This window comes from Chryseobacterium foetidum, from assembly GCF_025457425.1.
GTDB classification, from domain to species: domain Bacteria; phylum Bacteroidota; class Bacteroidia; order Flavobacteriales; family Weeksellaceae; genus Chryseobacterium; species Chryseobacterium foetidum.
This window is the reverse complement of the sequence record NZ_JAMXIA010000001.1, coordinates 3,616,714-3,643,405: the sequence shown is the minus strand read 5'-3', so window position 1 is coordinate 3,643,405 and position 26,692 is coordinate 3,616,714. Positions and strand designations below refer to the sequence as shown.

Below are 26,692 nucleotides of genomic sequence, written 5' to 3'. Positions count from 1 at the left end.
TTATGTCACTAAAACCAAACGTCAGCAATACTGACCACGCACAGGGCAACCTAGAAGCCGACCTTGTGATTGTAGAATACGGAGATTACCAATGTCCTTATTGTGGCGCTGCTTATCCGGTTCTGAAGGAATTGATGAAAGAATTTGGAAGTCAAATTAAATTTGTTTTCAGAAACTTTCCATTGTCTGAAATGCATCAATATGCAAGACCGGCGGCCATCGCAGCAGAGTCAGCCCATCTTCAGGGTAAATTCTGGGAAATGCACGATGCGATTTACGAAAACCAGAGAGATTTGAATGATAACTTACTGATGAAGCTGGCGGAACAATTAAAACTGAATATTCCTCAATTTGAAAAGGATTTGGAAAGTACTGAATTGGCAGAAAAAGTGGATTCAGATTTTGAAAGTGGAATTATGAGCGGCGTGAATGGAACACCTACTTTCTTCGTGAATGGGAAAAAATTTGATGGTGGCGCAAAAGATTTGTTTGAGCTTTTGAGGGAGAATACTGGGAATTGAAACCACAAAAGGCACAAAAGATTTTTGACACTCAATTATTTTTAAGTTTCTTTTATAGCGTATATAAGAACACATAAGTTTTCTTTTGAGGTTGAACCTTGTTTTACACTGAATCTGCAGCCCGACTTGAACGGAGCTCATTTTTTGCAGGGGATTTAGCTTGGGAAAAAATAGCGGGAGTGGAAGGCGGAAATAGCTGCCCAAATAAAAATTATTTTTCAAAAATGTACGATATTAAACTAGATTAACGAGAAACGAATTGAACCATCCTACATTTGCTAAAGAATTAAGACAACGAAATATTAAAATTAATCAATCACAACATTTAAAAAATTAAAACAATGAGCACACTAAAATTAAAAGACGGAACAGAGATTTTTTACAAAGATCAAGGAGAAGGACCAGTTTTGATGTTTCATCATGGATGGCCTTTATCATCTGACGATTGGGATGCACAGGTTATTTTCTTCTTACAAAGAGGTTACAGAGTGGTGACGCACGACAGAAGAGGTCACGGCCGTTCCAGCCAGAATATTTACAACCATACCATCGAGCAATACGCTTCTGATGCGGCTGAATTGGTTGAATTCTTAGATTTGAAAGACGTTGTTCACATCGGTCACTCAACCGGTGGTGGCGAAGTCATCCGTTATCTGAACAAATATGCTAACGGAAGAGCGAAAAAAGCAGTGTTGATCAGCGCTATTCCGCCAGTGATGGTGCAAAGTGAGACGAATCCGGATGGCGTTCCGATGTCAGTTTTTGATGGCATCAGAGAGCAGACTTTGAACAACAGAAATCAGTTTTATATTGATTTAACTTTCCCTTTCTACGGCTACAACAGAGAAGGCGCAGTGATTAAAGAAGGTGTACAGAGAAACTGGTGGAGACAAGGAATGATGGGTGGAATTGTAGCGCATTACGACGGTATCAAAGCATTTTCTGAGACTGATTTAACAGAAGACTTGAAGGCGGTAGAAATTCCGGTTTTGGTGCTTCATGGCGAAGATGATCAAATCGTACCAATTGCAAACGCAGCGTTGAAATCAATCAAATTGTTGAAAAACGGTCAAATGATTACATATCCTGGTTTCCCTCACGGAATGCCGACTACAGAACACGAGACAATCAATAAAGATCTTTTGGAGTTTATTGAGGATTAGTTTAAATAAATAACGAAAAGTGAGTCTGAATGGATTCACTTTTTTAATTGGAAAAGATGAAAGTACTAAGTATAATGCGAATTATTTCAGAAGCCTGACACTTTAAAATATTATTAACATCTTCCAAAAAATGGTTTGAATAAAGTCCTGTCTTTGTCAAAAAGAGCCTAATGGCGCCAAGTGAAAACAGTTAGCGCCATTTTTTTGTTTAAAAATTTTTATTTTAAATCAGATGTACAATTCTATACTTAAACCAACAAAATGTTCTAAACGAAAACGTTGTAGTAGATTTTTATAAAAAAATTTAATGTATATCCGTAATTCGTAATAATTTCGTATATTTATCTGTAATTTAAATAATTAGATGGATATATTTAGCTTTACCGCTCATTTTGGGACAGAGGAAGATTGCAGAATTCATTTTAAGAAACAGAGAGATAAGATTGGCGTGGCATGCAAATGTGGTCATAAAGAACATTTCTGGATTAAGAGCATTTGGAGCTACGAATGCAAAAAATGCCGTAAAAGGACTTCTTTGAAAAGCGGCACCATTATGCAGAACTCTAATCTTTCATTTTTAATTTGGTATAAGACAATGTTCTTAATGAGCGTTACAAAAAAAGGATTTTCGTCTAAAGAAATTCAGAAGCAATTGGGATTGAAACGCTATGAGCCTGTTTGGGCAATGGTTCATAAGCTAAGAAAAGCAATGGGAACACGGGACGAAAAATATACTTTAGAAGGAATGATTGAATTTGATGAAGGCTATTTTACAGTAGAATCCAGTGAGATTGAGCAGGAAAAAGGAGTCCGCGGCAGAGGTGCAGCGGGCAAACAAAATGTTGCTGTAATGGCCGAATCTACGCCTTTGGAAAATATAGAGACTGGTGAAAAATCAAAATCCTGCAGATACTTTAAAGCTAAAGTTTTAGAAACGCATCTTTCCCTTGAAATCAACGAAACCATTAAGGAATCGATCGATAATCAAAGTATTGTTTTCACTGATAAAAGTACCTCGTACGTTGATATCTCTGATTTTGTAGAGCTTCATATCACAGAGAAATCGGATAAAGAAACCACAAATGAAACCTTAAAATGGGTTCATATTACCATTAGTAATGCAAAACGGAATTTATTGGGAAATTATCATAAAATCAAAAGAAAATACCTTCAACTGTATTTAAATGAATTTATCTACAAACTAAATCGGAGATATTTCGGCGACCAACTCTTCGAAAGGCTCATTATTGCTAATATTACAGCGGTATGATTAAAAACGGATATACATTAAAAATTTTAAATTGAAAAAAATTGTCTCTAATATTACATCATAATATCATTGGAATGAGCATATTAGACAAATTTTCTTTAAAGAATAAAATTATAGTCGTTACTGGAGCAACTGGCATTTTGGGAGAATCATTTGTAAAAGCGATTGCAGAAGCAGGTGGAAAAGTGGTAATTATCGGAAGAAATGAAGAAGCCGCTGCACAAAGAAAGAACATGGTTCACAAACTTGGTTCTGAAGCTTTGGTCATTATTGCAGATGTTCTTTCAAAAGAAGAAATGCTGGCTGCCAAAGATCAAATCCTGAGTACCTTCGGAACTATCGACGGTTTGGTGAATGCTGCGGGAGGTAATGTTTCTGGGGCGACCATTCAGCCTCATCAGGATTTGTTTTCTGCAGAATTTGAGCATACTAAAGAGGCCATTGAATTAAATCTTTATGGAACGATGATTCCTACGCAGATTTTTGGAAGAGTAATGTCAGAAAATAAATACGGAAGCATCGTCAATATTTCTTCGATTGCTGCTGACCGTACCTTGACGCAGGTAATGGGATATGCAGTTGCCAAAAGCGGTATTGAAGCTTACACCAAGTGGATGGCTACCGAACTTCCCTTAAGATATGGTGATAAAATTCGTGTAAATGCAATTGCTCCAGGCGTTTTTCTGACCAAACAAAATGAAAGATTGCTTCTGGATGCGGAAAATAATTATACACCAAGAACACAGAAATTCATCAATAATACTCCGTTTTCAAGACTTGGAAATCCTGAGGAATTACAGGGAGCATTGGTTTACTTGTTAAGTGATGCATCAGGATTTATAAATGGAGAAACGATCGTTGTTGATGGTGGTTTCAGTGCATGGTCGGGAGTTTAAAATAATATCAATGAAAAATTTAGAACAAACCTGGAGATGGTACGGTCCTGAAGATCCTGTGTCACTTCAGCATGCAAAACAGGCGGGAGCGACTGGCATTGTAACAGCTCTGCATCATATTCCACACGGGGAAATCTGGACAGTTGACGAGATTAGTAAAAGGAAAAAAATCATTTCTGATGCCGGATTGGTATGGTCTGTTGTAGAAAGTGTTCCAGTACATGAAGATATAAAAACAGGTTCAGAAAATGCCGAAATTTATATCAAAAATTACAGACAGACTCTAAAAAACTTGAGTGACTGCGGAATTTTTACCGTTTGCTATAATTTTATGCCTGTTTTGGACTGGACGAGAACGCAGCTGGATCTGGAAATGAAAGACGGTTCGAAAGCATTATCCTTCAACTGGGTTGATCTGGCACTGTTTGACATTCATATTCTGAAACGAAATAATGTTGCTGAGGATTATTCAGAATCGATTTTAAATGAAGTTGAAGTTAAAATAGCGAATATTACAGAAGATGATAAGAAAACGCTTGCAGAAAATATCCTTTTGGGAATTCCGGGAGAGGAAAATATTTCATTGGAAAATCTTAAAGAAAGTATTGACACTTATAAAAAATTAGGTGAAGATGGACTTCGTGAGAATCTTAAGTATTTTCTTAAATCAATCGCTGATGTTTGTGAAGAAAACCATATCAAAATGACCATTCATCCCGACGATCCTCCCTTCCCTATTTTGGGTTTGCCGAGAATTGTAAGTAATGAAAAAGATTTTGAATTTATCCTGAATGCAGTTGACCAACCTTTCAACGGAGTCTGTTTTTGTACAGGTTCTTTGGGAGCGGGAAATCATGAAGAGATTTTAAACATCTTTAATAAAGTAAAAGACAGAACCAATTTTATTCATTTGCGAAATGTAAAAAAAGATAAAAACAGAAATTTCTACGAAGCCGATCATCTCGATGGAGACGTTGACATGTATGAAATTATGAAAGCGATTGTTATTGAAAATCAAAATAGAGAGAAACCAATTCCGTTCAGACCGGATCACGGGCATCAGATGCTGGATGATGTAAATAAAAAAACATTACCCGGATATTCTGCAATCGGCAGATTAAGAGGACTTGCCGAATTAAGAGGTTTGGAACTGGGGATTTTAAAAAGTTTATAAGCCTGTAGATTCTCTGAAATCAATTTTTGTATCTAAATAATAGTTTTGAATCAGTTTTGAACGCTGTGAAATATCGCAATTTAAAAATTCAATTAATTTCAGAAATGCGATATGACCAATTTCTTTCGCAGGTTGTCTGATGGCAGATAATGGCGGATTGAGAGAGTAAACCATATCAAAGTTGGAAAAACCTATCACAGCGATATCTTCAGGAACCCGGATGTTTAACTTTTTTAATATTCCAAGAGAACGAATAGTGATAAAATCGGTAGCCCCGAAAATGGCGTCAGGTTGTTGACCGGAAAATTGAAGTTCTTCAATTTTTGTGGCAATTTGTTGATCCAGTATATGATGATTGGCGAGATCACAACGGAGCATCAATTCTTCTCTGAAAGTGATATTGATTTCTTTAAGAACTTCTTTAAAAATTTTGATGCGAAGATTTTCTTCTCCGAATTGGTTTCCGGTAATAAAGAGAATATTTTGTCTGCCAATATCTTTAAGATGAGTAACAGCATTTAAAATTCCTTCATATTCATTACTGCCGACTTTAATGGTTTCAATGTGGTGATTAAATCGGTCAAACAAAACTATGGGACAAACATTTTTATTAATTTCTATGAGAAAATCAGTATTAGAATTCTCGCTTACGGGAGCCAAAAGAATGCCGTCAACACCTTTATTGAGCAAGGCTAAAAGGCAGCGTTTTTCTTCATCGATATTTTCATTACTCTGCATAATGATAACATCAAAGCCAGATTTTGCCGATGCAGAATAAATTCCGTCTAAAATCTGTGAAATAATTACATTATTGATTGCACAAACCACAATGCCGATTGTATTTGTTCGTCCGGTTTTTAAATTTTGTGCAGCCTGATTGGGAGAATAATTATTTGCGGAAGCATAGCTCAAAACCCTGCTTTTAGTCGATTCGCTGATTTCATAGCTGTCGTTTAAAGCTTTGGAAACTGTAGAAACCGAAAGATCAAGATCGGTGGCAATCTGCTTGATGGTAATTTTTTTCTCCAATGATAAAAGTTATGATTTCAAAGATATTTAAATTAATGAATGTACTGCAATAATAAATTTTCAGAAAGGAATTGATGCCCTACACTACAAGACAGTTGAGCATCTAATTAACTGTAGTTTAGTGGATGAAGCTCTAAATAAAATGAACAATAAGCAACCTTCAAAAAAAATCAAGACGTTCATCTGAACAAAAAAATACACCATAAAATGAGTGCATACTTAAAAAATATTTTCACCTTATTATTTTTAGTCATCTGTGGTCAGTTGTATGTTTTTTCACAATCTAAAACTCAGGAAAAATACAATTTCAACAACGGCTGGTTATTAGCTGTTGGAGATTTTCCGGAGGGGTCGAAGAAAAATTTTAAAGATTCTGATTGGAAGAAAATCACGTTACCCAGAGCTTTTAATGAAGATGAAGCTTTCAGAGTTCCTATTGACAGCCTTAGCACTTCGATTATCTGGTATCGTAAGCATTTTCGTCTTCCAAAAAAGGCAAACGGTAAAAAAGTGTTTTTAGAATTTGAAGGTATCCGCTTTGGAGGCGAATTTTTCGTCAACGGAAAGTCAATTGGAAAGCACGAAAACGGTGTAATGGCAGTTGGTTTTGACATTACAGATTACCTCAACAAAAATGGTAAAGAAAACTTTATAGCAGTACGCATCGATAATTCCTGGGATTATAAAGAGAGCACATCCCAATCAAAATTTCAATGGAATGATAAAAACTTCAATGCCAACTATGGTGGTATTCCGAAAAATGTTTATCTGCACATCAAAGACAAAATTTATCAGACGCTTCCACTCTACAGCAATTTAGGTACAACTGGAACTTATATCTACGCTGACCAGATTAATATTTCAAAAAAATCGGCTCTCATTCACGCAGAATCGCAGGTTCGTAACGAATATTCTTTCGATAAAAATGTGAGATACGAAGTAGAAATCAAAGATCTTGATGGGAAAACAGTCAAAACATTTAGCGGAAAAAACACTTTGATTCCCGCAGGACAAACGGCAACAGTTTCAGCAGAAAATCAGGTTGAAAATTTAAATTTCTGGAGCTGGGGTTACGGCTATCTTTATCATGTAAAAACTACTTTATTTGTCGATGATAAAGCCTTGGACGTTGTCAATACACGCACCGGATTTAGAAAAACCCGTTTTGATGAAGGAATGGTTTGGCTGAATGACCGTGTCATTCAATTAAAAGGTTATGCACAACGCACCAGCAACGAGTGGCCTGCAGTTGGAATGAGTGTTCCTGCATGGTTGAGCGATTATTCAAATAAATTAATGGTGGACAGCAATGCCAATCTTGTGAGATGGATGCACGTAACTCCGTGGAAACAGGATGTTGAAAGCTGTGACCGTGTCGGTCTTATTCAGGCAATGCCGGCTGGTGATGCAGAAAAAGATGTTGTTGGCCGACGTTGGGAACAGCGTGCAGAATTGATGAGGGATGCGATCATTTATAACAGAAATAATCCGAGTATTTTGTTTTATGAATCCGGAAATGAATCGATTTCGGAGGAACACATGGCAGAAATGAAAGCAATCCGTGATCAATACGATCCTCACGGAGGGCGTGCCATAGGTTCAAGGGAAATGCTGGACAGTAAAATAGCAGAATATGGAGGCGAAATGCTGTACATTAATAAAAGTGCCAATATTCCTATGTGGGCGACAGAATACTGTAGAGATGAGGCTTTGCGTAAATATTGGGATGAATATTCCTATCCTTTCCATAAAAACGGAGACGGATCCAATGAATACCGATCCACTGTGACCAATACCGTCTCAAAAAAAACGGATACGAAAGCTTACAATCAAAATCAGGATTCATTTGCAATTGCTGATATCAATGCCTGGTATGATTATTACAGGGTGCGACCGGGAACGGGAACGCGGGTCAGTTCAGGTGGTGTAAATATTATATTTTCAGATTCAAACACGCATTTCAGAGGGGCGGAAAATTATAGAAGAAGCGGTGAAGTAGATGCGATGCGTATTCCGAAAGATGCCTTTTTTGCTCATCAGGTGATGTGGGACGGCTGGGTTGATATAGAAAAATACCGAACGTACATTATCGGACATTGGAATTACACTCCAGAAATTACAAAAGATGTTTTTGTGGTTTCAAATGGTGAAAAAGTGGAATTATTTATTAATGGTAAATCCAAAGGTTTCGGTGAACGAAGCAGTGCTTTCCTTTTTAGTTTTAAAAATATTCAGTGGGAAGAAGGTGAAATTTCTGCTGTGAGTTATAATTCGGAAGGAAAACTTTTAAGCAAAGCTGAAATTAAAACTGCAGGAAAACCCGTTTCAATCCGTTTAAAAGAAATGCATTCGCCAGATGGTTTTAAGGCTGATGGTGCAGACTTAGCATTGGTTGAGATTGAAGTTGTGGATGCTCAGGGAAACCGTTGTCCGTTGGCGAATAATGAAATTTCTTTCGACCTAAAAGGTCCTGCTGAATGGCGTGGCGGAATAGCCCAGGGAAAAGACAATTATATTTTATCTAAAGTTTTACCCGTAGAAAGTGGCGTCAATAGAATTTTATTACGCTCAACCAACAGAGGCGGAAAAATAACGCTTACTGCTTCAGCAGAAGGTTTAGCTTCAAAATCAATTGAGTTCAATACGGTTTCAGTTGATAACAAAGATGTTTCAGATTACATTTCAGGCCATCATTTACCATCAAATCTTGAGAGAGGACAAACACCGAAGGGTAATTCGTTTACTGTTAAGAGAAAAGCTGTAAAAATTGTGAGAGCATATTCTTCGGTTAATCAAAATGAGGTTAAATTTAGCTATGATGACAACGAGTTATCTGAATGGAAAAATGATGGAAATTTAGCAACAGGCTGGATTACGTATGAATTGGAAAAAGATGCCGTAATTAATAAAGTAGAATTAAAACCAGCCGGCTGGAGATCTCGCAGTTATCCCATAAAAATCCTAGTAGATGATCAGGAAGTGTATTCCGGAAATACAGAAAAAAGTTTAGGATATATTTCCATTCCAATAAAACCTGTTAAGGGCAGATTTGTGAAAATTCAGCTGGAAGGACAAACCACGACCAAAGATGCTTATAATGACATTGTGGAAGTAACAGGAAAAAAGCAAAAAGATGCGGAAAGTATTTCATCGAAGGACAAAAATAATGATTTACGCATAGTGGAAGTTGAGTTCTATGAAGAATTATAATCACTCGTAAAGTTCAAATTCATTTTATTAAACACCTATAAATAAATAAATTATATAAAAATGTGGTATAATCTCAAATTACGAAGACAGTACAAAACTGAAAACACTTCCCTGTCCCGTTTTACTTTCTACAGATATTCTTCCTCCGTGTGCTTCCACAAAATCTTTGCAGATGCTTAATCCCAATCCGTTGCCTTCAGCTTTGGTTCCCGGAATGCGAAAATATCTGGTAAATATCTGATTTAAATATTGGGGCTCAATTCCTGCACCCTGATCTGCAACTGAAAATTTAACTGAATTGTTTCCCGACTTATCAATTGAAATTTCTATCTCAGAATTTTCAGGAGAATAACGGATTCCATTGGAAACAAAATTGTTTAACACCCAGACAATTTTTTCTTCGTCCGCATTTATTTTTTCCAACTGAGGATCAATGTAAGTTTTAAAACGGATATTTTTTTCAGCAGCAGCAGACTGATTGGTCTTAACCACTTCCTGAACAACTGTACTCACGTAAAACGGATAAACGTTGAGCTGCATCATTCCGGATTCGCGCTGCGCCAGATTCAGTAATTCCCGTGTAATTTTCAGCAATCTTACCGTGTCTTCATCAATACCTTTCAGGAGTTTCATCTGTTCGGTATTTAATTTTCCTACTTTCTCATTTTCCAATAGCTGAAGACCCATTTGAATCGAAGAAATAGGCGTTTTAAACTCATGTGAAACGGTTCCGATGAACTGTGTTTTAGCCAAATCCAGCTCTTTGAATGGCGTAATGTTTCTGAGCATAATCACCTGACCGATAAAACGGCTTTCGTGTTCTCCTGTGGGAATTACATTGATGTCTAAAATTTCCTTTTCAAAGTAATTTTCTTTTCCTTCTACAAAAATTTTTAAGGTTTCAGACTCATTTTTAGGATGATTGACATCAATAATCTCTTTAATTAAATCTCTGATCAAATCATTGCTCACCGCTACATCCTGAATCAGTTTTCCTACAAAATTATCTTTTTTCAGACCTGAAATTTTTAGTGCTTCATCATTTACAAAAAGAACTTTCTTACTCTCGTCGATCCCGATTACAGCGTCATGCATATTGTCAATCAGCGTTTCAATGCGCTTTTTTCCTTTTAAAATTTTATCAATCCGGCTTTCAGAGTATTCCTGAAGTTTTTCTGCCATCGTATTAAAAGATCTCGCCAATTCACCAAACTCACTGTTGCTTTCAAAATGAACCCGTTCTCTGTAATTCTGGTTGGCAATCTGATGAATACTCGAAGTCAGCTCCCGAATAGGATTGGAAATATTGGAAGGCAGATTCACCATTAAAATAAAAGCAATCAAAAAACAGAGAGTTCCGACGATGGAAATCACTGCAATCGCATTTTGTGCCGTGGTGTTGGCAATGCCACTTTTGATCTGGATGGCATTCATATTCAGCTGCATCAGTTCGGCAATATCTTTCCGGATGGCTGAATGTAAGTTTAAATTGCCCTGATTATTTTTTAATTCTGAAAAATGTTCATGAATATTTTGCGTCGCTTCTTTCTCGCCATCTTCAGTAATATTCTGCCGCTGAAGATTGAGATTTTTCTGAAATTCTGACAGCGCAAACGGCTCCTTCCCGATTTCTTCCAGCGACAAAAGCATATTTCGGGAATATTGCAGCGTGTTGTAATTGGCCACAAGAATATTCTGCGTATCTTTTTTCAGCTGATAAATAAACCACCCACCCAAAGTGGACAGCACAATTATCATAAAAAACAGCAGACCAACGCCTGCATTCAGTTTTGTTTTTATTTTCATTACGACAAAATTACTAAATCTACATTCTGTTTTGACAGCCTTTTTAATAATGAATTAAAGGTATCGGTTGCCAAAATAATTCTCCAGATATCCAGATGTGGTTTTCCGATGCATACCGTTGTGATGCTTCGTTCATCACACTGTTCCATTATTGATAGGGCTATGTTTTTGCTTTCCACCTTGATGATTTCTGCGCCGAGTTCTGTAGCCAGTTTAAAATTATTAATTAAATGTCTCTGTTTGCTCAAATTAATCCTGTCCGCCGACTCTTTCGGAATCTGAACATACAGCAGAAACCACTGACTGTTGTAATAATTTGCCAGTCTTGCCGTTTTCCGGATGACATTTTTTGCTGTTTTTTCATTGGAGCTGATGCACGCCAGAAATCTTTCTTTCTTTAATGTCTTTCCGGTGATGACTTCTGTTTCAACTTTTCTGGTCACCTGCGAAGCCACCTCTTTTAAAGCCAGCTCACGAAGCTGAAGAATATTTTCATTTTTAAAGAAATTATTCAGTGCCGAAGGAATTTTGCTTTGGTCGTAAATTTTTCCTTCCTTTAATCTGGCAATCAGTTCGTCTGCGGTAAGGTCAATATTCACAACTTCATCAGCAGCGGCAAGTACCGTATCCGGAATTCTCTCTGCTACTTCCACACCGGTCACGGCCTTTACTTCTTCGTTCAAACTTTCTATATGCTGGATGTTTACAGCGCTGATTACATTGATCCCGGCGTCTAAAATATCCATCACATCCTGCCATCGTTTTTTATTTTTGCTTCCTTCAATGTTGGTGTGAGCCAGTTCATCCACAATCACAATTTCAGGACGGAGCATCAAAATGGCGGGAACATCCAGCTCTTCCAGTTCTTTTCCTTTGTAAAATAATTTTCGTCTTGGAATAACAGGTAAACCTTCCAGCAAACGATGGGTTTCTTTTCTCTGGTGTGTTTCTATGTAACCAATTTTTAAATCGATTCCGTTTTGAAGAAGTACGTGAGCTTCCTGCAGCATTCTGAAAGTTTTGCCCACGCCTGCGCTCATCCCGATATAAATCTTAAGTTTTCCTCTTTTTGATTTATTGATAAGATGTAAAAATTCTTCTGCGGATTTTCTGGATTCGTTCATTATTGAAATGGTTTATTTGAGAACGGTTACAAATTTCTTTATACCATTAAGAACTTTGAGTTTTTAAGGACAAAAATGATAGATTTTTTAAGATTAATCGAGAATAATCATTAAGCAGGAGACTTAAATCAATTCTATTGATTCTTAAAAAAACTTAATCAATTAATAATCTTAATGGTTTAAAAATTATAAATATCATATTCATTACTAAAATGAAACTGCCAGTGCCGTAGTTGCCGTAAAACTGTTTTTATTAAACTCATCAATTCTGTTCATAAAAACCGCGACTCTGCTGTTTAAATTTCTGATTTCTGTACGCCAGACAAGATTCGGAAAGATCTGATAATCGGCATTCAGAGAATATCCAAAAGTTTTAAAACCATTTTCTGTTCCGGTAGCGATGATGACTCCTTTTTCATCCTGATAATATTCTCCTCTTGCGGTAAAACTAAGTTTTTCTGTAGCATTGTATTTTGCAATTAAAACAGGCGTGTACCAAATATTGTACTGTTTACTTTCCTTTGCTTTTTGCTCGGCTCCAATGTCAAATCCCGCAGTTACCCCAAAATTTTTACTGATTTGATACACTGCGTAAAGATTGTGAAAATACCGCATCTGTCGAATGCTGTCGGGCTTGTCGTTTCCGATAAAAGAACTGCTGTTGACGGTCAGTTTTTCATTAGGCTTAAAAGTCACTTGATGACCGAATGCAGGCGTGGAATTTCCGTCAACTCTCTGAATACGCTGCCAACCATTCAGAACCAAACCACTCAAAAACCATTTTCCGCTTTGTGAAGTGTAGGAAATTTTCGCACCGGTTTCAAAATAAGGCGAATTGTCTGCGAAAAGACTTCGTGTCAATGTCCAGTTATCTTTTCCAACGGCACTTTCAAAACCTAAATGAGACGGGAAAATTCCCGCATCAATCCACAGATTGTGTTTTCTGGAAATTTTTAAACCTGCATTGGCTTCGTAAATATTTTTCATCACACCCTGTTCGGCTGCATAATTGGCATTCATATACGTTCCGACTGCCAAGGCCAGATTGGCTCTTACATTTTCGGTATTGTAAGCCGTTTTGATAAAGGCTAAGTTGACGTTTATCTCATTGTTCCGGTTGTGACTGTACACAAACGAAGGACGGCTGTTATTTTTAGGATTATTAAAATCCGCAGTGTAATAAACTTCAGCGTATCCGCTTACAGTAAGGGGTTTGATGATAGAATCGTTTTGTGCAGATGCTGTGATTCCACATACGGCTGACAAAACAAACAGTATTTTTTTCATTGAATTTAAATTTAAGAAAAAGATGGAATTTCGTTTGAAAAAATTTAATTCCAAAAGATAATTAGTGATTTTAAAATTTTACTTTGCACTTAACCTGTCAAGTGCGATATTCAGTTTCAGGACATTGATTTTTTCCGGTCCAAACAATCCTGCCAAAGGTTTTTCTGTGTGTTCGGCGATGACATTATTGATTTTACTTTCATCAATATTTCTGATTTTGGCAATTCTTTTCACCTGAATTTTGGCTGCCTGTACAGAGAAATTCGGATCCAATCCGCTTCCGCTGGCTGTAACCAAGTCTGCCGGAATTTCTAACTTCTTAATTCCTGGATTTTTCATTAAAATCGTATCGATTCTAGCCTGAACCTGTTTTAAATATTCTTCATTCGACGGACCTTTGTTGCTTCCTGCCGATCCCGCAGCGTTGTAGTCAACCGCTGAAGGTCTTGACCAAAAATATTTGTCGCTGGTGAAAGACTGTCCGATGTTTTCGTAATAAGTTTTGTTCTGATGTTGAATTATATCTCCCTTTCCCTGATGAGGCGAAAGCTGAGCAATTGCCCAAATGGATACTGGATAAACAATCGCAAGAAGGACGATGCAGAGAGCAGTCATTTTAATTGCAGGTAAAATATGTTTTTTCATTTGATAATAATTTTAATAAAGACAAATGCAGGAAGAATTGAGATAGATATTGTACGAAAAGTGATGTGATGAAAACTTTCTCCCTGCTTTGCCTTTTAGATATTTAGAAAAATAAGGATACGATAATGTCGATGAGTTTAATGCCGATAAATGGGATAATCACGCCGCCTAAACCGAAGATGAATAAATTCCTTCTCAGCAAAGCCGATGCGCCGATTGGTTTGTAAGCAACCCCTTTCAACGCCAACGGAATCAGTATCGGAATAATAATCGCGTTAAAGATAACCGCTGATAAAATGGCACTTTCGGGACTATGAAGATTCATGATGTTTAAACCTTGCAGAGCCGGAATTGCAGTGATAAACAATGCCGGAATAATGGCAAAATATTTCGCAACATCATTGGCAATGCTGAATGTCGTCAGCGTTCCTCTCGTCATCAGCAACTGTTTTCCGATTTCCACAACTTCAATCAATTTTGTCGGGTCGTTATCCAAATCCACCATATTTCCGGATTCTTTTGCAGCCTGAGTTCCGCTGTTCATGGCAACACCAACATCTGCCTGAGCCAGTGCAGGAGCATCATTGGTACCGTCACCCATCATGGCAACCAATCGACCGTCCTGCTGTTCTTTTTTGATGTAATTCATTTTATCTTCCGGTTTTGCTTCGGCGATAAAATCATCAACCCCGGCCTTTTCGGCGATAAATTTTGCAGTGAGAGGATTATCACCGGTTACCACCACCGTTTTGATTCCCATTTTTCTCAGACGCTCAAAACGTTCGCTGATTCCGGTTTTGATAATGTCCTGAAGCTCGATTACGCCCAAAACTTTTTCATTTTCCGAAACTACCAGTGGAGTTCCTCCGTTTTGGGAAATTTCTTTTACTTTTAAATCTATTTCCTGTGGAAATTCATTTCCGGCCGCTTCAGCTATTTTTCTGATGGCGTCTGTTGCACCCTTTCGGATGCGGTTTCCTTCATAATCAATTCCTGAGCTTCTGGTTTCTGCAGTGAATTTGATAAACTGTGGATCAGTGATTTCATAACTTAAAGGATTGATTCCCGCCAGTTCGATGATCGATTTCCCTTCCGGAGTTTCATCAGACATTGAACTTAAAACTGCCGCTTTGATCAATTGTGTTTCATCAATATCGTGAGCCGGATAAAATCCTGTTGCTTTACGGTTCCCAATGGTGATTGTACCTGTTTTATCTAATAGCAAGACATCGATATCTCCAGCCGTTTCCACGGCTCTACCGCTTTTTGTGATCACGTTGGCGCGCAAGGCTCTGTCCATTCCCGCAATACCGATTGCTGACAATAATCCGCCAATTGTAGTTGGAATTAAACAGACAAAAAGTGAAATAAACGATGCGATGGTAATGGTGACATTAGAATAATCCGCAAATGGTTTTAAAGTAACACAGACAATGATGAAAACCAGAGTAAAACCTGCGAGTAAAATCGTCAGGGCAATTTCGTTAGGCGTTTTCTGTCTTGAAGCACCTTCCACCAACGCAATCATTTTATCTAAAAAGCTTTCACCTGGTTGTGTGGTTACCTGTACAACGATTTTATCAGACAGAACTTTTGTTCCACCGGTCACAGAACTTTTGTCGCCACCAGCCTCACGAATGACGGGAGCAGATTCACCTGTAATTGCGCTTTCATCAATCGTAGCAAGACCTTCGATGATTTCTCCGTCTGAAGGGATGATATCACCGGCTTCACAAACGAAAATGTCACCTTTCTGTAATTTAGAGGAAGAAATTGTTTCACCATTCTGGAGTTTTGCAGGTGTTTCCTCTCTCGTTTTACGCAAACTGTCTGCCTGAGCCTTTCCTCTTGCTTCGGCGATGGCTTCAGCGAAATTCCCAAACAGGACGGTGAGCAAAAGGATAATGAATACCGTGAAATTGTAAGCGAAACTTCCCTGAGATTTTTCTCCAGTTAAAGTCCAGATGCTTACGAAAAACATCACCAATGTTCCGAGCCATACGAGAAACATGACGGGATTTTTAAACATCAGTTTCGGATTCAATTTCACAAAAGACTGTTTCAATGCTTCCTGAACCAATTCTTTTTGAAACAAAGATTTATTTTGAGCCATTTTAATTTCTGTTATTTAAATTTTATTATGATACCCTTGATTTTTACCGCAAAAGGGACAAAAGATTTTAATGCTTTTAAGTTTTTCAAAAGCCTGCAAAACTTAGGTTTTACATTTTGCAAACTTTAATCACTTTTTTCAATAATTCCCTTTGATTTTTTTGAGGTTTAAAAATATTTTGCCTTTAAATTTTATTTCATTGAAAAGTATTCTGCAATCGGTCCCAATGCCAGTGCCGGAAAGAAAGCCAGTGCGGCTATAATCGCAATTACTGCAAAAATCATCAGCCCGAATGTGGAGGTATCTGTTTTTAAAGTTCCTTCTCCTTCCGGAATGTATTTTTTCTGAGCCAGTAATCCCGCAATCGCTACCGGACCGATGATTGGCAAGAAACGACCGAGCAACAGAACAATTCCGGTGGAAATATTCCAGAAAAGATTATTGTCACCCAAGCCTTCAAAACCGCTTCCGTTGTTGGCAGCTGAAGAAGTATATTCATAAAGCATCTCACTGAAACCATGGAATCCAGGATTATTGAGTGTAGAAGTTCCGACTTCAGGAAAATAGGTCGCAATCGCAGTTCCTACAAGAATTAAAAACGGGTGGAAAAGCGCTACAATCATGGCAATTTTCATTTCACGGGCTTCAATTTTTTTACCCATAAATTCCGGAGTACGGCCGACCATCAATCCACTGATGAAAACGGCGAGAATAATATAGATGAAAATATTCAGAATACCTGCGCCGTCGCCGCCGTAGAAAGCATTCACCATCATGGCAAGCATCTGGGTCATTCCGGAAAGCGGCATTGCACTGTCGTGCATTGAATTGATAGAACCCGTAGAAATCACCGTCGTCACAATGCTCCAAAAACCTGAAGCGGCAGCTCCGAAACGGATTTCTTTACCTTCCATCGCTCCCAAAGACTGATCAATTCCCATTTGGCTGATGGCGGGATTTCCATTCATTTCCATAATGACTGTAGGCACTGCCAGCAGGAGAAAACCGGCTGTCATCACGCCAAAAATCATGTATCCGAACTTTTTTCTGCGGATAAAATGTCCGAATGCAAAAACCATCGCCATCGGAATGATAAATTGTGCAAACATCTCCACCATATTGGTAAAGTAGCTTGGGTTTTCCAGAGGATGTGCTCCGTTAGCTCCAAAAAAGCCACCACCATTGGTTCCGATATGTTTGATAGGAACAAATGCGGCAACCGGCCCTGTGGAAACTACCACATTTTTACCTTCGAGCGTTATCATTTTATCTTTTCCGCTGAAAGTCATTGGCATTCCCTGAAATACCATTACAGCGCCCATCAACAGTGAGAGAGGTAAGAGAATTCTTGTGGTTGATTTAAGGAAATAATCATAAAAGTTCCCCAGCTTCTCTGTAGATTTTTCTCTGAAAGCTTTAAAAATTACAATCGACGCAGCCATTCCCGTCGCTGCGGAAACGAACTGTAGGAACATCAGCCAGATTTGACCAAGATAACTTAATCCCGTTTCGCCTGAATAATGTTGCAGATTACAGTTGACTAAAAAAGAAATGGTTGTATTAAAAGCCAGATCCGGAGACATATCGGGATTTCCGTCGGGATTGAGCGGAAGCCAGCTCATATTCATCAGAATCAGCATGCTGATAAAAAACCACAGAAAATTGATGGTTAAAAGTGCAGTCAGATGCTGTTTCCAGTTCATTTCAGAATCAGAATCAATACCTGATAATTTATAGAAAAACTTTTCTAAGGGTTTAAAAACAGGATCCAGAAATGTTTTTTCTCCTGTGTAGACTTTTGAAATATACTTTCCAAAAGTTATCGCTAAAAGCAATGTTATGACAAACATCGCTACAACGCCTAAAATTTCAGTGTTCATAGTTTGTTTAATGAGTTAGTGCAAATTCTTTTACGGTAATCAACAGATACAGAAAAGCAACGATGAAGGCGATCCAAAAAATCAGAACTGCCCACTGTTTTATTTCGTTCAGGATTTTACGTTTCATTTGCATAAGGTTTGGGTTTAAAATTTTTCCGGCTTTACGAGCACATAACATATATAAATGAATATGGCTACTGACAATAAGAATAGTAGAGTCATTTTTTTAGTTTAAATGGTTTCGAAATACTCAACAAGACGGTAAAACAATACGAACAGAAGTATCGCAGTGAGTAAGAGAATAATTGTTATCATTTTTTTATTTTTAGTTAATCTGCAGAACTGCAGCTGCGACAAAAACGCTGAGGATTACAGCAATATTGATGGTTATCACTTCGAAATCGTGTTTTTCGCGGGTTGCTTTCAAAAGTTTCCAGTCGCCGGTTTTTCTGATTTTTGATTTCATTCTTTAATTTTTAAATTCCTGATTTGTAAACCTGATGCAGATAATTGTTCTGAAGACTCAAAGACATTCTGCTGAAAATCATTTTCTTGAAAGCGGGCTCGCAACAGAAAGTAAAGCTGTCTAGAGAATAGATAAATGTGTTTTCGATGGCATTCTTCAGCTTTTGGTCGCCCTTGCTGTAAAGCCTGTTCATTTTTCTGAGACATTTCATCAGCGTTATCCTGTCATTGCTGTTGATCAGGTTTCGGATTTGACCTGTAAAGACGCTGATTACCTTGTAAGGTGTTGCCACTTTGCCAGACTCATTAAATTCAAGCTCTGTTTCGGGGATTACTTCTACAATTTCCTTTATTGCTTCTGTGTAATTCATTTTGGTTTGTTTTGAATCTCTAATGCCAAGATTTATTCCCTGTGAGAAATAAAATTTAAAATAAATTGATTTACAGTAGTTTAAACCAAATATTGATTTAAAACAAAAACAAAAAACCCTATCAAAATGATAGGGTCGTTATCAGAATGGAAATATTTTCTAAGAAATTTTGTACTCGTCCACCTTTCTGTAGAGGGTGGCGATGCCGATTTCGAGTAATCGTGCGGCCTCGGCTTTATTGCCTTTGGTATGATTAAGCACCTTCTGAATCTGCATTTTCTCAGCACTCGCCATAGAAAAAGCAGACATTATTTTGGTTGGAGAAGAATTTTGGTCATTATGAATTGAAATATCAAAGGGCAGACTTTCGACATCCAGCTCCGAAGAATCTGTGAGAATCACGCTGCGTTCAATCACATTTCGAAGTTCACGGATGTTGCCTTTCCATAGATGATTTTTTAATGCCTTCAAATAATCAGGAGAAACGGAAGTGATATTTTTTCCTGTTTTAAGGCAAAAACTTTTCAGGAAAAATCTGACAAGCAACTCTATATCTTCCGTTCTTTCTCGCAGCGAAGGAAGTTTAATCTGAAAAATATTGATTCTGTAATAAAGGTCTTCACGGAAATTTCCGTTTGCAATTTCAGTTTCCAGATCTCTATTGGTTGCCGCTACAATCCTGACATCCGTTTTAATCGGCTTATTGTCGCCCACTTTCAGAAACTCTCCCGATTCCAAGACGCGCAACAGTTTTGCCTGTAAATCCAGTGGCATTTCTCCGATTTCATCCAGAAAAACCGTTCCCTGATTGGCTTCTTCAAAAATACCTTTGCTGTCTTTGAGAGCACCCGTAAAAGCGCCGGCTTTATGACCAAACAGTTCATTTTCCAGCAAATCTTTCCCGAATGCCGAACAGTTGATCGCGATAAAATTATTTTTATTCCTCATGCTTGCGTGGTGAATCGCTTGTGCAAAAACTTCTTTGCCTGTACCTGTTTCACCCGTCAGAAGCACCGTTGCATCGGTATCTGCAACTTTTCTGGCAGAATTTACTACATTCGTAATTGAAGATGATTTCCCGATGATGCTGTCGAAAGACTGTTTTCTGTTGAGTTGCTTTTCCAGATGAAGCACGCGTTTGTTCAGAGCGACTTTCTCTGCTGCTTTATAAATAAGAGGCAGAATTCTGGTGTTGTCATCCCCTTTGGTGATATAGTCAAAAGCCCCGTTTTTAATCGCCATAACGCCATCCGGAATATTGCCGAAAGCAGTCAGAAGAATCACTTCCACGACAGGAAATTTATCTTTTAAAATTTTTGAAAACTCCACACCGTTACCATCAGGAAGCTTTACGTCGCAGATCACAATATCAATCTCTGAAGTTTCGAGTTTCTTCAGACCACTTTTCAGATTGCCTGCTTCGATGACATCAAAACCTTCAAGACTGATAATTCTGGAGAGAAGTGATCTTATTTTTGCCTCGTCGTCGATGATTAGAATGGTGTTCACTGTAGTAAATCGTTTCGGGCAAAATTAGCAATTATTGAATCGTTTTTTAAAATTAAATCACATTTCCGGTTATCAATTAAACTATAGTTTTCTGAAGCTAGCCTTTTAAAGTTTTAAAAATAAAATTCCACAAAGCTCATCAGTTATCTAACGAAAAGTAAATCACTTCTCTTATTTTTTTTTGCTGTTTAAAACAAAAATGTCACAATAATTAGAAATACTTATTTTTTTATGTAAATTGGTTTAAAGATTGTGCGCAATACTATGAAAATTTTACTGGAAATACTACCTTCGAATATATTTGAAGTAAATTTAATATTATTTTAATCATAATCATTTTTTTACTATAAATATTTTAAAATGAGATCGAAAGAAATGAAAGTAATTCTAAAGTAATTTAATACTTCAATAAATATCATGTTCTGTTTTAAAATCTTGTTGAAAAAAAAATATTACTTTTGCCGGAGAAAAAAATTGTCAATTTTGTTATTATCGCTATTTTAGCGTTACCATATCAAAACATTAAAGGAAGAAGCATGAAAAAAATATTTTTACTATTCGCCGTAATACTCAGTTTTACAGCATTTTCACAAATTAAAGTTCTGAAAAATGAAACTTTGGTAGAGATCGGAAAAGACAATTCTGTGGGACTTTATAAAAAAGATAACAGATATACTTTCAATTATCAGGACATCAACAACTCAAATCTCAACACTTTCAGATCATTCTCTTTTATTGACATGAATGGCGATGTGATGGGACTTTACAAAATGATTTCAGATGGTTTTATCGATGAGCCTTCAGGAAATATCTCCCTTGAACTTCCAAATGATATTATCGAACTTCATTTCGAGAAAAACTATGGTCAGCCAACGATGCAGTTTATTCAGTACATCAATAAGAATAAAAAGTATGTTGGAAAATCCCAGTTTTTAAACAAAAAACAAGTTGATAAAATTTTCGGAGTAGGAACATCAAAGGCAGCACTTTACAATAAACCTGTGAAACAGCAGACAGCAGTAAACACTCAGCCAGCGACACCGGTACAGCAGACGTACACGCAGCCCAATACACCAGCAGCGCAGCCGGCAAAAAAACCTATCAGAAAAAGAAAATAGTCACAGCTACAACAATATTTAAACTCATTCTTTACGGATGAGTTTTTTGTTTTATTTTTGTAAAATATCAAAATCAGCATGTCATTAATCATAAATAATTTAACCAAAACTTTCGGAACTCAGACTGCTCTGAATAACGTCAGCATTTCTACGGAAAAAAACGAGATCATCGGCCTTTTGGGACCCAACGGAGCGGGAAAGTCTACCTTAATGAAATCAATCGTCGGTGCTTTGAAAATTGAGCAGGGCGAAATTTTTTTAGACGGAAAAAATATTGTTGAAAACGAAATAGAAACCAAAAAGAGAATCGGTTTTCTACCTGAAAACAATCCGCTATATCTGGAAATGTTTGTGAAGGAATATCTGCAGTTCGTTGCAAATATCCACAAAATCCCGATGTCGAGAGTAGATGAAGTGATTGAAACTGTCGGCCTGACTCCGGAAAAATCCAAAAAAATAGGTCAGCTATCCAAAGGTTACAAACAGAGAGTCGGTCTTGCCCAGGCAATTATTCACCAGCCGGAACTTTTAATTTTAGATGAACCGACCAACGGCTTAGATCCAAACCAAATTCTTGAGATAAGAAGCGTGATTAAAGAAATCGGCAATAAAAAGACGGTAATTCTTTCCACTCACATCATGCAGGAAGTGGAAGCGCTTTGCAGCAGGGTAATTTTGATCCACAAAGGAAATATTCTGCAGGATTGTGCCATTGAAGATTTTAAAGGTAAATTCAACAGTCTGGAAGAAGCTTTTACAGCTTATACAACTGAGCAAACTATTTAAATTTCTGAAAGGATAAAACCACAAAAGTCACAAAAGTTTTAGAGCTATATTTACAGACTTATTAAAGTTCAAAAAAGATACTCTCTTCAGAACACACCTATTTTGATCTTTAATAAAAGACTTTTTACAGCTTTCTTTTGTGACTTTTGTGGTAAAAATTATCATAGAAATAAATAAAAATAAAGACCTGCAAAGTCTGCAGGTCTTTTAGATTTTACCAAATCATAATTCTTTCGGATGGTGCCTTATACATTTTGTCACCTTCCTTAATATCGAACGCTTTTATGAAAGAATCCTGATTCACCAAAGGCCCGAAAGCTCTGAAAACACCCGGCGAATGCGGATCTGTTTTCACCTGATTGATCATATACTGCTCTGTGGATTTTGTACGCCAAACGGTAGCCCAGCTTAGGAAAAACCGCTGATCCTGAGTGAAACCACTGATCAGACCCGGATTTCCTTTGTCTTTCAGATACATTTGAAGTGCTTCATAAGCTACAGAAACGCCGCCAAGATCGCCAATATTTTCACCGCTGGTGAATTTACCGTTGACGAAACTTCCTTTCACAGGCTCGTAAGCATTGTACTGAGCAGCCAGCTGAGCCACTTTTGCATCGAAGTTTTTGCGGTCTTCGGCTGTCCACCAGTTATTTAGATTTCCATCACCGTCGAATCTTGAGCCACTGTCGTCAAAACCGTGTGAAATCTCGTGACCGATCACAGCTCCTATTCCACCGAAATTTACTGCTGCGTCAGCTTTTGGATTGTAAAACGGTGGCTGTAAAATGGCTGCAGGAAATACGATCTCATTGTTTGAACCGCTGTAATACGCGTTAACCGTTTGCGGAGTCATTCCCCACTCTTTTTTGTCTACAGGTTTCCCCACTTTCTCCAGACTTTTTCCGTATTGCCATGCTGATACGTTCTGAAGATTTGAATACAATGAAGTTCCTTTTTCAACTTTTAACTTAGAATAATCTTTCCATTGATCCGGATAGGCAATTTTCACGCTGAATTTAGAAAGTTTTTCGTGGGCCTTCACTTTGGTTTCAGGAGACATCCAGTCGATTTCGGTGATGTGTTTATCGAAAGCTTTTACGATGTAATCGATGTAGGTTTCCATTTGTTGCTTAGACTCCGGCGTGAAGTACTTTTCTACGTACAATTTTCCGAAAGCTTCCCCCAAAATAGAATTGACCATTGCCAAACCTCTTTTGTTCATCGGACGCTGCTCTTTCTGTCCCTGCAGATATTTAGAATAGAAATCAAAACGGATTTTTTCTAAATTTTCATCAAGATTGGCAGCATTTCCGTTTACGATATGGTATTTCAGATAATCTTTCAGCAATGGAATATTTTTCTGAGTAAAAATCTGATCCATAGTCTGGTAATATTTAAGTTCTCCAATGATCACACGGTCTGTGTTGACACCTGCATCCTTTAAATATTTCGGAAGGTTTACATTTTTCACCAAAGCCGGAAGCTCAGATACTTTTTTTGGATTGTATCTCAGGTTGGCATCGCGGTTCTGCTCCAAAGTCAGCAGGTCGTTCGCCATTTTTTTCTCAAAATCAACCACATTTTTAGCTACAGCATCAGAATTTTTATAACCTAAAATCACAAAAAGTTTAGCAATATAATTCTGATATTCTGCCAAAGTTTTGGTATTGGCTTCGTTTACTTTTTGGTAATAATCTCTTCCCAAACCAAGATCGGGCCCGCCAAGATAAACGGCATTCATATTTGAATCTTTCAAATCTGCGCTTACCCTCCATCCATAGAATGAATTGTCTCCCAATTTTGTAGCTTCAAGCAAATATTTCTGAAGATCTGCAACATTTTTAATGGCATCAATTTTTGCCAGATCAGATTTTATTGGAGCTAAACCTTCAGCATTTCGTTTTGAAGTATCCATAAAACTTGCGTAAAGATTCTGGATTTTCTGACCTTCTGAACCTTCAGGATAGGTTTCACTTAAAATTTTGTTTAAAATATCCAGAGAAGCATCATCCACATTTTCTCTCAATGCATTGAAAGAGCCCCAGCTCGCTTTGTCTGATGGAATTTGGGTTTCTTTTACCCAGTTTCCGTTGACGTAGGTAAAAAAATCGTCCTGAGGTCTTACTGATTTATCCATATAGGCAAGGTTTATTCCTTCTTCCTTCATTCCAACGAACACAGAATCGGTCTTTGCAGCAGTGGGTTGCTCTCCTCTGTTTACGGCTACTTTCTTATTGGTTCCGCAGGAATTCAAAAAAACAAGACCTGAAAATGCCAAAACGGCAATATTTATTTTTTTCATTAAAATTTTAATTTATGATTTCTAAAAGAATATCAAATATAATGAATACTTAGAAAAAATGATGACATATTCTTTTATTAATCATCTCCATAAAAACAAAAAATCAAATGAAATATTTTACATTTGAACTATGAAAATCCATCACATAGCCATCATCTGTTCAGATTACGAAGTCTCAAAAAAGTTTTATACAGAAATTTTAGGTTTAAACATCCTCCGTGAAGTCTACCGTGAAGAAAGGCGGTCCTACAAACTGGATCTGGCGATTGGAGATCATTATGTGATTGAATTATTTTCATTTCCAAATCCTCCTAAACGACCTTCCAGACCGGAATCCTGTGGTTTGAGACATCTGGCTTTTTCTGTCGGATATGTAAACGAAAAAAGAGAAGAATTAATTCAGAAAGGTTTAAACTGCGAAGAAATCCGTGTTGATGAATTTACCGGAAAAGAATTTTTCTTTACTCAGGATCCTGATGGTTTGCCTTTGGAATTTTATGAAGAGTATTTTGAACACAGAGTACACTAGGTTTATTGTAAATGATATCGCCATAAGTCTCACGAAGCCGTTTGACTATGTCGAATCTTTGATTTCACTTAAATAAGACAGAGTTTTTCAGCCTGCATAAATTTCAAATCTCAAACTTCAAATCTCAAATTTTAATGCGCGTAGCCCGTGAAAAAGCTCACAGCCATAATCGCCAGAACAATTGAGGAAATAATTACATAAGTGTAATCTTTTTCCTTCAAATATCCGATTAAAGCAAAAATAATTCTCATCAAAGGCGTGAAAATGAGCATCAGAATTCCCAGTTGAATAATGGCCATCCCTTCACCCTTGCAAAGTGTTTCCCAGAAATGACTCCAGACTTTTTCTGAAGACGTTCCCATGTCGAGAAGTTTGTACTTTCGGGGCATTTTGAAACCTTCCATGAAGAGTTTAATAAAACCAATCAGCGAAGTGATTACCGATAAAATTACGCCCAGACGAAGGAGATTTCCAACGGAACGGTTCAGGTCTACATCAGTGAAATTCTTTCTCATGAGAAGTTGCTTCTAATTCCGTTATACATCATATAGACTGAAAGAATCGTAATCACTATTGCGAAAAATGTCTTTAACTTTTTTGTCTTTGAAACCATTAAAGTTTTTGAACCGATAAAACTTCCCACCACTACTCCAACCAAAACGGGAGCAACAATTACGGGTATAATCTCACCTCTCTGAAAATAAATTAATGAACTTGCAACCGCAGTGACACCAATCATAAAATTACTCGTTGTTGTAGAAACTTTAAACGGCAACCTCATCATATTATCCATCGCCAAAACTTTCAAAGCTCCGGAACCGATTCCTAAAAGTCCGGACATCGCACCTGCAAACATCATCATAAAAAATCCGGGAACGGTATTTCGTGCTGAGTAGCTTTTCAGAACGCCTTTGTCGGGGAAAGTTCCGTATAGTTTTAATTTATCTTCTAAAGTTCCTTTGATACGGGGTTCCTGATGATCCGGTTTTCCTTTTAAATTTAAAATAACAGTCAGCAAAAGGATACTTGCGAAAATAATTCCGATGGTATTGGGATTCAGCATTCCTGAAACTAACGCTCCAACGATGGCACCGGCTGTTGTGGCAATTTCAAGAAACATTCCGATTCTCATATTGGTGAAACCTTCTTTTACGAAAGCTACGGCCGCTCCGGAAGAAGTTCCGATCACCGAAATAAGTGATGCACCGATAGCGTAATGCATTGGAACGCCAAAACCCAGCGTCAATAAAGGAATAATAATAACTCCACCTCCTAAACCTGTGAGAGAACCCAAAAGTCCTGCAGATATTGCTCCAAGGAAGAGAATAATGATTTCAGACATGCTACAAATATAAAACGTTTGGGGTTTTCAGGCAAACAATAGTTCAAGATTATTTTTCGCCGTATTTCAAGGGGTTAGAACGGTTTTTATTCACCTGAAAATTTAAATTATGTTGACTAATTGAAGTGATTTCAGGCAATAATCAGATCCAA

23 protein-coding genes are annotated in these 26,692 nt (G+C 37.4%); 9 read left to right on the top strand and 14 right to left on the bottom strand.

Going from position 1 to position 26,692, the window contains the following annotated elements:
* The first annotated feature begins 2 nt into the window (after positions 1–2).
* From NG809_RS16810 to uxuA, 5 genes are all read left to right on the top strand, one after another.
* On the top strand, positions 3–521 hold the full coding sequence (locus NG809_RS16810; protein WP_262152427.1) for a DsbA family protein: 519 nt from the start codon (positions 3–5) through the stop codon (positions 519–521).
* A 341-nt stretch (positions 522–862) separates the two neighbouring features.
* Positions 863–1,684 carry an alpha/beta fold hydrolase gene (locus tag NG809_RS16805; RefSeq protein WP_262152426.1) on the top strand — a complete coding sequence of 274 codons (822 nt, stop codon included), beginning with the start codon at positions 863–865 and terminating at the stop codon, positions 1,682–1,684.
* Between the two features lie 364 nt (positions 1,685–2,048).
* Positions 2,049–2,954 (top strand): IS1595 family transposase, encoded by a 906-nt coding sequence (locus tag NG809_RS16800; RefSeq protein ID WP_262147160.1) that lies wholly within the window; start codon positions 2,049–2,051, stop codon positions 2,952–2,954.
* Positions 2,955–3,028: 74 nt separating this feature from the next.
* Positions 3,029–3,850, top strand: a complete 822-nt coding sequence (locus NG809_RS16795; protein WP_262152425.1) for an SDR family oxidoreductase — start codon at positions 3,029–3,031, stop codon at positions 3,848–3,850.
* 10 nt (positions 3,851–3,860) lie between these two features.
* Complete coding sequence (uxuA, locus tag NG809_RS16790) at positions 3,861–5,024, top strand: mannonate dehydratase (RefSeq protein WP_262152424.1); 1,164 nt, start codon at positions 3,861–3,863, stop codon at positions 5,022–5,024.
* On the opposite strand, the gene NG809_RS16785 is transcribed toward uxuA, so the two are convergent.
* Positions 5,019–6,053, bottom strand: coding sequence for a LacI family DNA-binding transcriptional regulator (locus NG809_RS16785; protein ID WP_262152423.1), 1,035 nt, complete (start codon positions 6,051–6,053; stop codon positions 5,019–5,021). The genes uxuA and NG809_RS16785 overlap by 6 nt on opposite strands.
* Positions 6,054–6,260: 207 nt before the next feature.
* Here NG809_RS16785 and NG809_RS16780 point away from each other — a divergent pair, with 207 nt between their 5' ends.
* Complete coding sequence (locus NG809_RS16780) at positions 6,261–9,263, top strand: DUF4982 domain-containing protein (RefSeq protein ID WP_262152422.1); 3,003 nt, start codon at positions 6,261–6,263, stop codon at positions 9,261–9,263.
* Positions 9,264–9,341: 78 nt separating this feature from the next.
* On the opposite strand, the gene NG809_RS16775 is transcribed toward NG809_RS16780, so the two are convergent.
* The 10 genes from NG809_RS16775 to NG809_RS16735 all read right to left on the bottom strand — a co-directional run bounded on the left by NG809_RS16775 (position 9,342) and on the right by NG809_RS16735 (position 20,463).
* Positions 9,342–11,069: a sensor histidine kinase gene (locus tag NG809_RS16775; protein ID WP_262152421.1), complete on the bottom strand. Its 1,728-nt coding sequence runs from the start codon at positions 11,067–11,069 to the stop codon at positions 9,342–9,344.
* Positions 11,069–12,193: a sensor protein KdpD gene (locus tag NG809_RS16770; protein ID WP_262152420.1), complete on the bottom strand. Its 1,125-nt coding sequence runs from the start codon at positions 12,191–12,193 to the stop codon at positions 11,069–11,071. The genes NG809_RS16775 and NG809_RS16770 overlap by 1 nt, the downstream gene beginning before the upstream one ends.
* Before the next feature lie 207 nt (positions 12,194–12,400).
* Positions 12,401–13,480 carry a porin gene (locus NG809_RS16765; protein ID WP_262152419.1) on the bottom strand — a complete coding sequence of 360 codons (1,080 nt, stop codon included), beginning with the start codon at positions 13,478–13,480 and terminating at the stop codon, positions 12,401–12,403.
* 78 nt (positions 13,481–13,558) lie between these two features.
* Positions 13,559–14,125: a K(+)-transporting ATPase subunit C gene (locus NG809_RS16760; protein WP_262152418.1), complete on the bottom strand. Its 567-nt coding sequence runs from the start codon at positions 14,123–14,125 to the stop codon at positions 13,559–13,561.
* A gap of 103 nt (positions 14,126–14,228) precedes the next feature.
* Entirely contained in the window at positions 14,229–16,238 is a 2,010-nt protein-coding gene (gene kdpB / locus NG809_RS16755) for a potassium-transporting ATPase subunit KdpB (protein WP_262152417.1), read from the bottom strand.
* A gap of 191 nt (positions 16,239–16,429) precedes the next feature.
* Positions 16,430–18,118, bottom strand: coding sequence for a potassium-transporting ATPase subunit KdpA (gene kdpA / locus NG809_RS16750; RefSeq protein WP_262152416.1), 1,689 nt, complete (start codon positions 18,116–18,118; stop codon positions 16,430–16,432).
* 144 nt (positions 18,119–18,262) lie between these two features.
* A complete protein-coding gene (locus tag NG809_RS18440; protein ID WP_396124922.1) occupies positions 18,263–18,340 on the bottom strand; it encodes a potassium-transporting ATPase subunit F in 78 nt (25 codons plus the stop codon).
* A gap of 103 nt (positions 18,341–18,443) precedes the next feature.
* Positions 18,444–18,584: a hypothetical protein gene (locus tag NG809_RS16745; protein WP_262152415.1), complete on the bottom strand. Its 141-nt coding sequence runs from the start codon at positions 18,582–18,584 to the stop codon at positions 18,444–18,446.
* Positions 18,585–18,594: 10 nt separating this feature from the next.
* A complete protein-coding gene (locus NG809_RS16740; RefSeq protein WP_262152414.1) occupies positions 18,595–18,954 on the bottom strand; it encodes a DUF7674 family protein in 360 nt (119 codons plus the stop codon).
* Positions 18,955–19,113: 159 nt separating this feature from the next.
* Positions 19,114–20,463, bottom strand: a complete 1,350-nt coding sequence (locus NG809_RS16735) for a sigma-54-dependent transcriptional regulator (protein ID WP_262152413.1) — start codon at positions 20,461–20,463, stop codon at positions 19,114–19,116.
* A 536-nt stretch (positions 20,464–20,999) separates the two neighbouring features.
* Here NG809_RS16735 and NG809_RS16730 point away from each other — a divergent pair.
* Together NG809_RS16730 and NG809_RS16725 are read left to right on the top strand one after the other, a co-directional pair.
* On the top strand, positions 21,000–21,581 hold the full coding sequence (locus tag NG809_RS16730; protein WP_262152412.1) for a hypothetical protein: 582 nt from the start codon (positions 21,000–21,002) through the stop codon (positions 21,579–21,581).
* 78 nt (positions 21,582–21,659) lie between these two features.
* Positions 21,660–22,367, top strand: a complete 708-nt coding sequence (locus tag NG809_RS16725) for an ABC transporter ATP-binding protein (protein WP_262152411.1) — start codon at positions 21,660–21,662, stop codon at positions 22,365–22,367.
* A 214-nt stretch (positions 22,368–22,581) separates the two neighbouring features.
* Here NG809_RS16725 and NG809_RS16720 read toward each other — a convergent pair whose 3' ends face one another.
* The gene (locus tag NG809_RS16720; protein ID WP_262152410.1) at positions 22,582–24,669 is read right to left on the bottom strand and encodes a M13 family metallopeptidase; all 2,088 of its coding nucleotides are present in this window, start codon (positions 24,667–24,669) and stop codon (positions 22,582–22,584) included.
* Between the two features lie 130 nt (positions 24,670–24,799).
* Here NG809_RS16720 and gloA2 point away from each other — a divergent pair, with 130 nt between their 5' ends.
* Positions 24,800–25,198: an SMU1112c/YaeR family gloxylase I-like metalloprotein gene (gloA2, locus tag NG809_RS16715; RefSeq protein WP_262152409.1), complete on the top strand. Its 399-nt coding sequence runs from the start codon at positions 24,800–24,802 to the stop codon at positions 25,196–25,198.
* 131 nt (positions 25,199–25,329) lie between these two features.
* Here gloA2 and NG809_RS16710 read toward each other — a convergent pair whose 3' ends face one another.
* Positions 25,330–25,713, bottom strand: coding sequence for a DUF1634 domain-containing protein (locus tag NG809_RS16710; RefSeq protein WP_056078532.1), 384 nt, complete (start codon positions 25,711–25,713; stop codon positions 25,330–25,332).
* Entirely contained in the window at positions 25,710–26,540 is an 831-nt protein-coding gene (locus tag NG809_RS16705; protein ID WP_262152408.1) for a sulfite exporter TauE/SafE family protein, read from the bottom strand. Before NG809_RS16705 ends, NG809_RS16710 begins: the two co-directional genes overlap by 4 nt.
* Between the last annotated feature and the right edge of the window lie 152 nt (positions 26,541–26,692).

Excerpts from the sequence above, each read along its gene's own strand:
- NG809_RS16810 (WP_262152427.1), top strand. The coding sequence starts at position 3 with ATGTCACTAAAACCAAACGTCAGCAATACTGACCACGCACAGGGCAAC.
- NG809_RS16805 (WP_262152426.1), top strand. The coding sequence starts at position 863 with ATGAGCACACTAAAATTAAAAGACGGAACAGAGATTTTTTACAAAGAT.
- NG809_RS16800 (WP_262147160.1), top strand. The coding sequence starts at position 2,049 with ATGGATATATTTAGCTTTACCGCTCATTTTGGGACAGAGGAAGATTGC.
- NG809_RS16795 (WP_262152425.1), top strand. The coding sequence starts at position 3,029 with ATGAGCATATTAGACAAATTTTCTTTAAAGAATAAAATTATAGTCGTT.
- uxuA (WP_262152424.1), top strand. The coding sequence starts at position 3,861 with ATGAAAAATTTAGAACAAACCTGGAGATGGTACGGTCCTGAAGATCCT.
- NG809_RS16780 (WP_262152422.1), top strand. The coding sequence starts at position 6,261 with ATGAGTGCATACTTAAAAAATATTTTCACCTTATTATTTTTAGTCATC.
- NG809_RS16775 (WP_262152421.1), bottom strand. The coding sequence starts at position 11,069 with ATGAAAATAAAAACAAAACTGAATGCAGGCGTTGGTCTGCTGTTTTTT.
- NG809_RS16770 (WP_262152420.1), bottom strand. The coding sequence starts at position 12,193 with ATGAACGAATCCAGAAAATCCGCAGAAGAATTTTTACATCTTATCAAT.
- NG809_RS16765 (WP_262152419.1), bottom strand. The coding sequence starts at position 13,480 with ATGAAAAAAATACTGTTTGTTTTGTCAGCCGTATGTGGAATCACAGCA.
- NG809_RS16760 (WP_262152418.1), bottom strand. The coding sequence starts at position 14,125 with ATGAAAAAACATATTTTACCTGCAATTAAAATGACTGCTCTCTGCATC.
- kdpB (WP_262152417.1), bottom strand. The coding sequence starts at position 16,238 with ATGGCTCAAAATAAATCTTTGTTTCAAAAAGAATTGGTTCAGGAAGCA.
- kdpA (WP_262152416.1), bottom strand. The coding sequence starts at position 18,118 with ATGAACACTGAAATTTTAGGCGTTGTAGCGATGTTTGTCATAACATTG.
- NG809_RS18440 (WP_396124922.1), bottom strand. The coding sequence starts at position 18,340 with ATGACTCTACTATTCTTATTGTCAGTAGCCATATTCATTTATATATGT.
- NG809_RS16745 (WP_262152415.1), bottom strand. The coding sequence starts at position 18,584 with ATGAAATCAAAAATCAGAAAAACCGGCGACTGGAAACTTTTGAAAGCA.
- NG809_RS16740 (WP_262152414.1), bottom strand. The coding sequence starts at position 18,954 with ATGAATTACACAGAAGCAATAAAGGAAATTGTAGAAGTAATCCCCGAA.
- NG809_RS16730 (WP_262152412.1), top strand. The coding sequence starts at position 21,000 with ATGAAAAAAATATTTTTACTATTCGCCGTAATACTCAGTTTTACAGCA.
- NG809_RS16725 (WP_262152411.1), top strand. The coding sequence starts at position 21,660 with ATGTCATTAATCATAAATAATTTAACCAAAACTTTCGGAACTCAGACT.
- NG809_RS16720 (WP_262152410.1), bottom strand. The coding sequence starts at position 24,669 with ATGAAAAAAATAAATATTGCCGTTTTGGCATTTTCAGGTCTTGTTTTT.
- gloA2 (WP_262152409.1), top strand. The coding sequence starts at position 24,800 with ATGAAAATCCATCACATAGCCATCATCTGTTCAGATTACGAAGTCTCA.
- NG809_RS16710 (WP_056078532.1), bottom strand. The coding sequence starts at position 25,713 with ATGAGAAAGAATTTCACTGATGTAGACCTGAACCGTTCCGTTGGAAAT.
- NG809_RS16705 (WP_262152408.1), bottom strand. The coding sequence starts at position 26,540 with ATGTCTGAAATCATTATTCTCTTCCTTGGAGCAATATCTGCAGGACTT.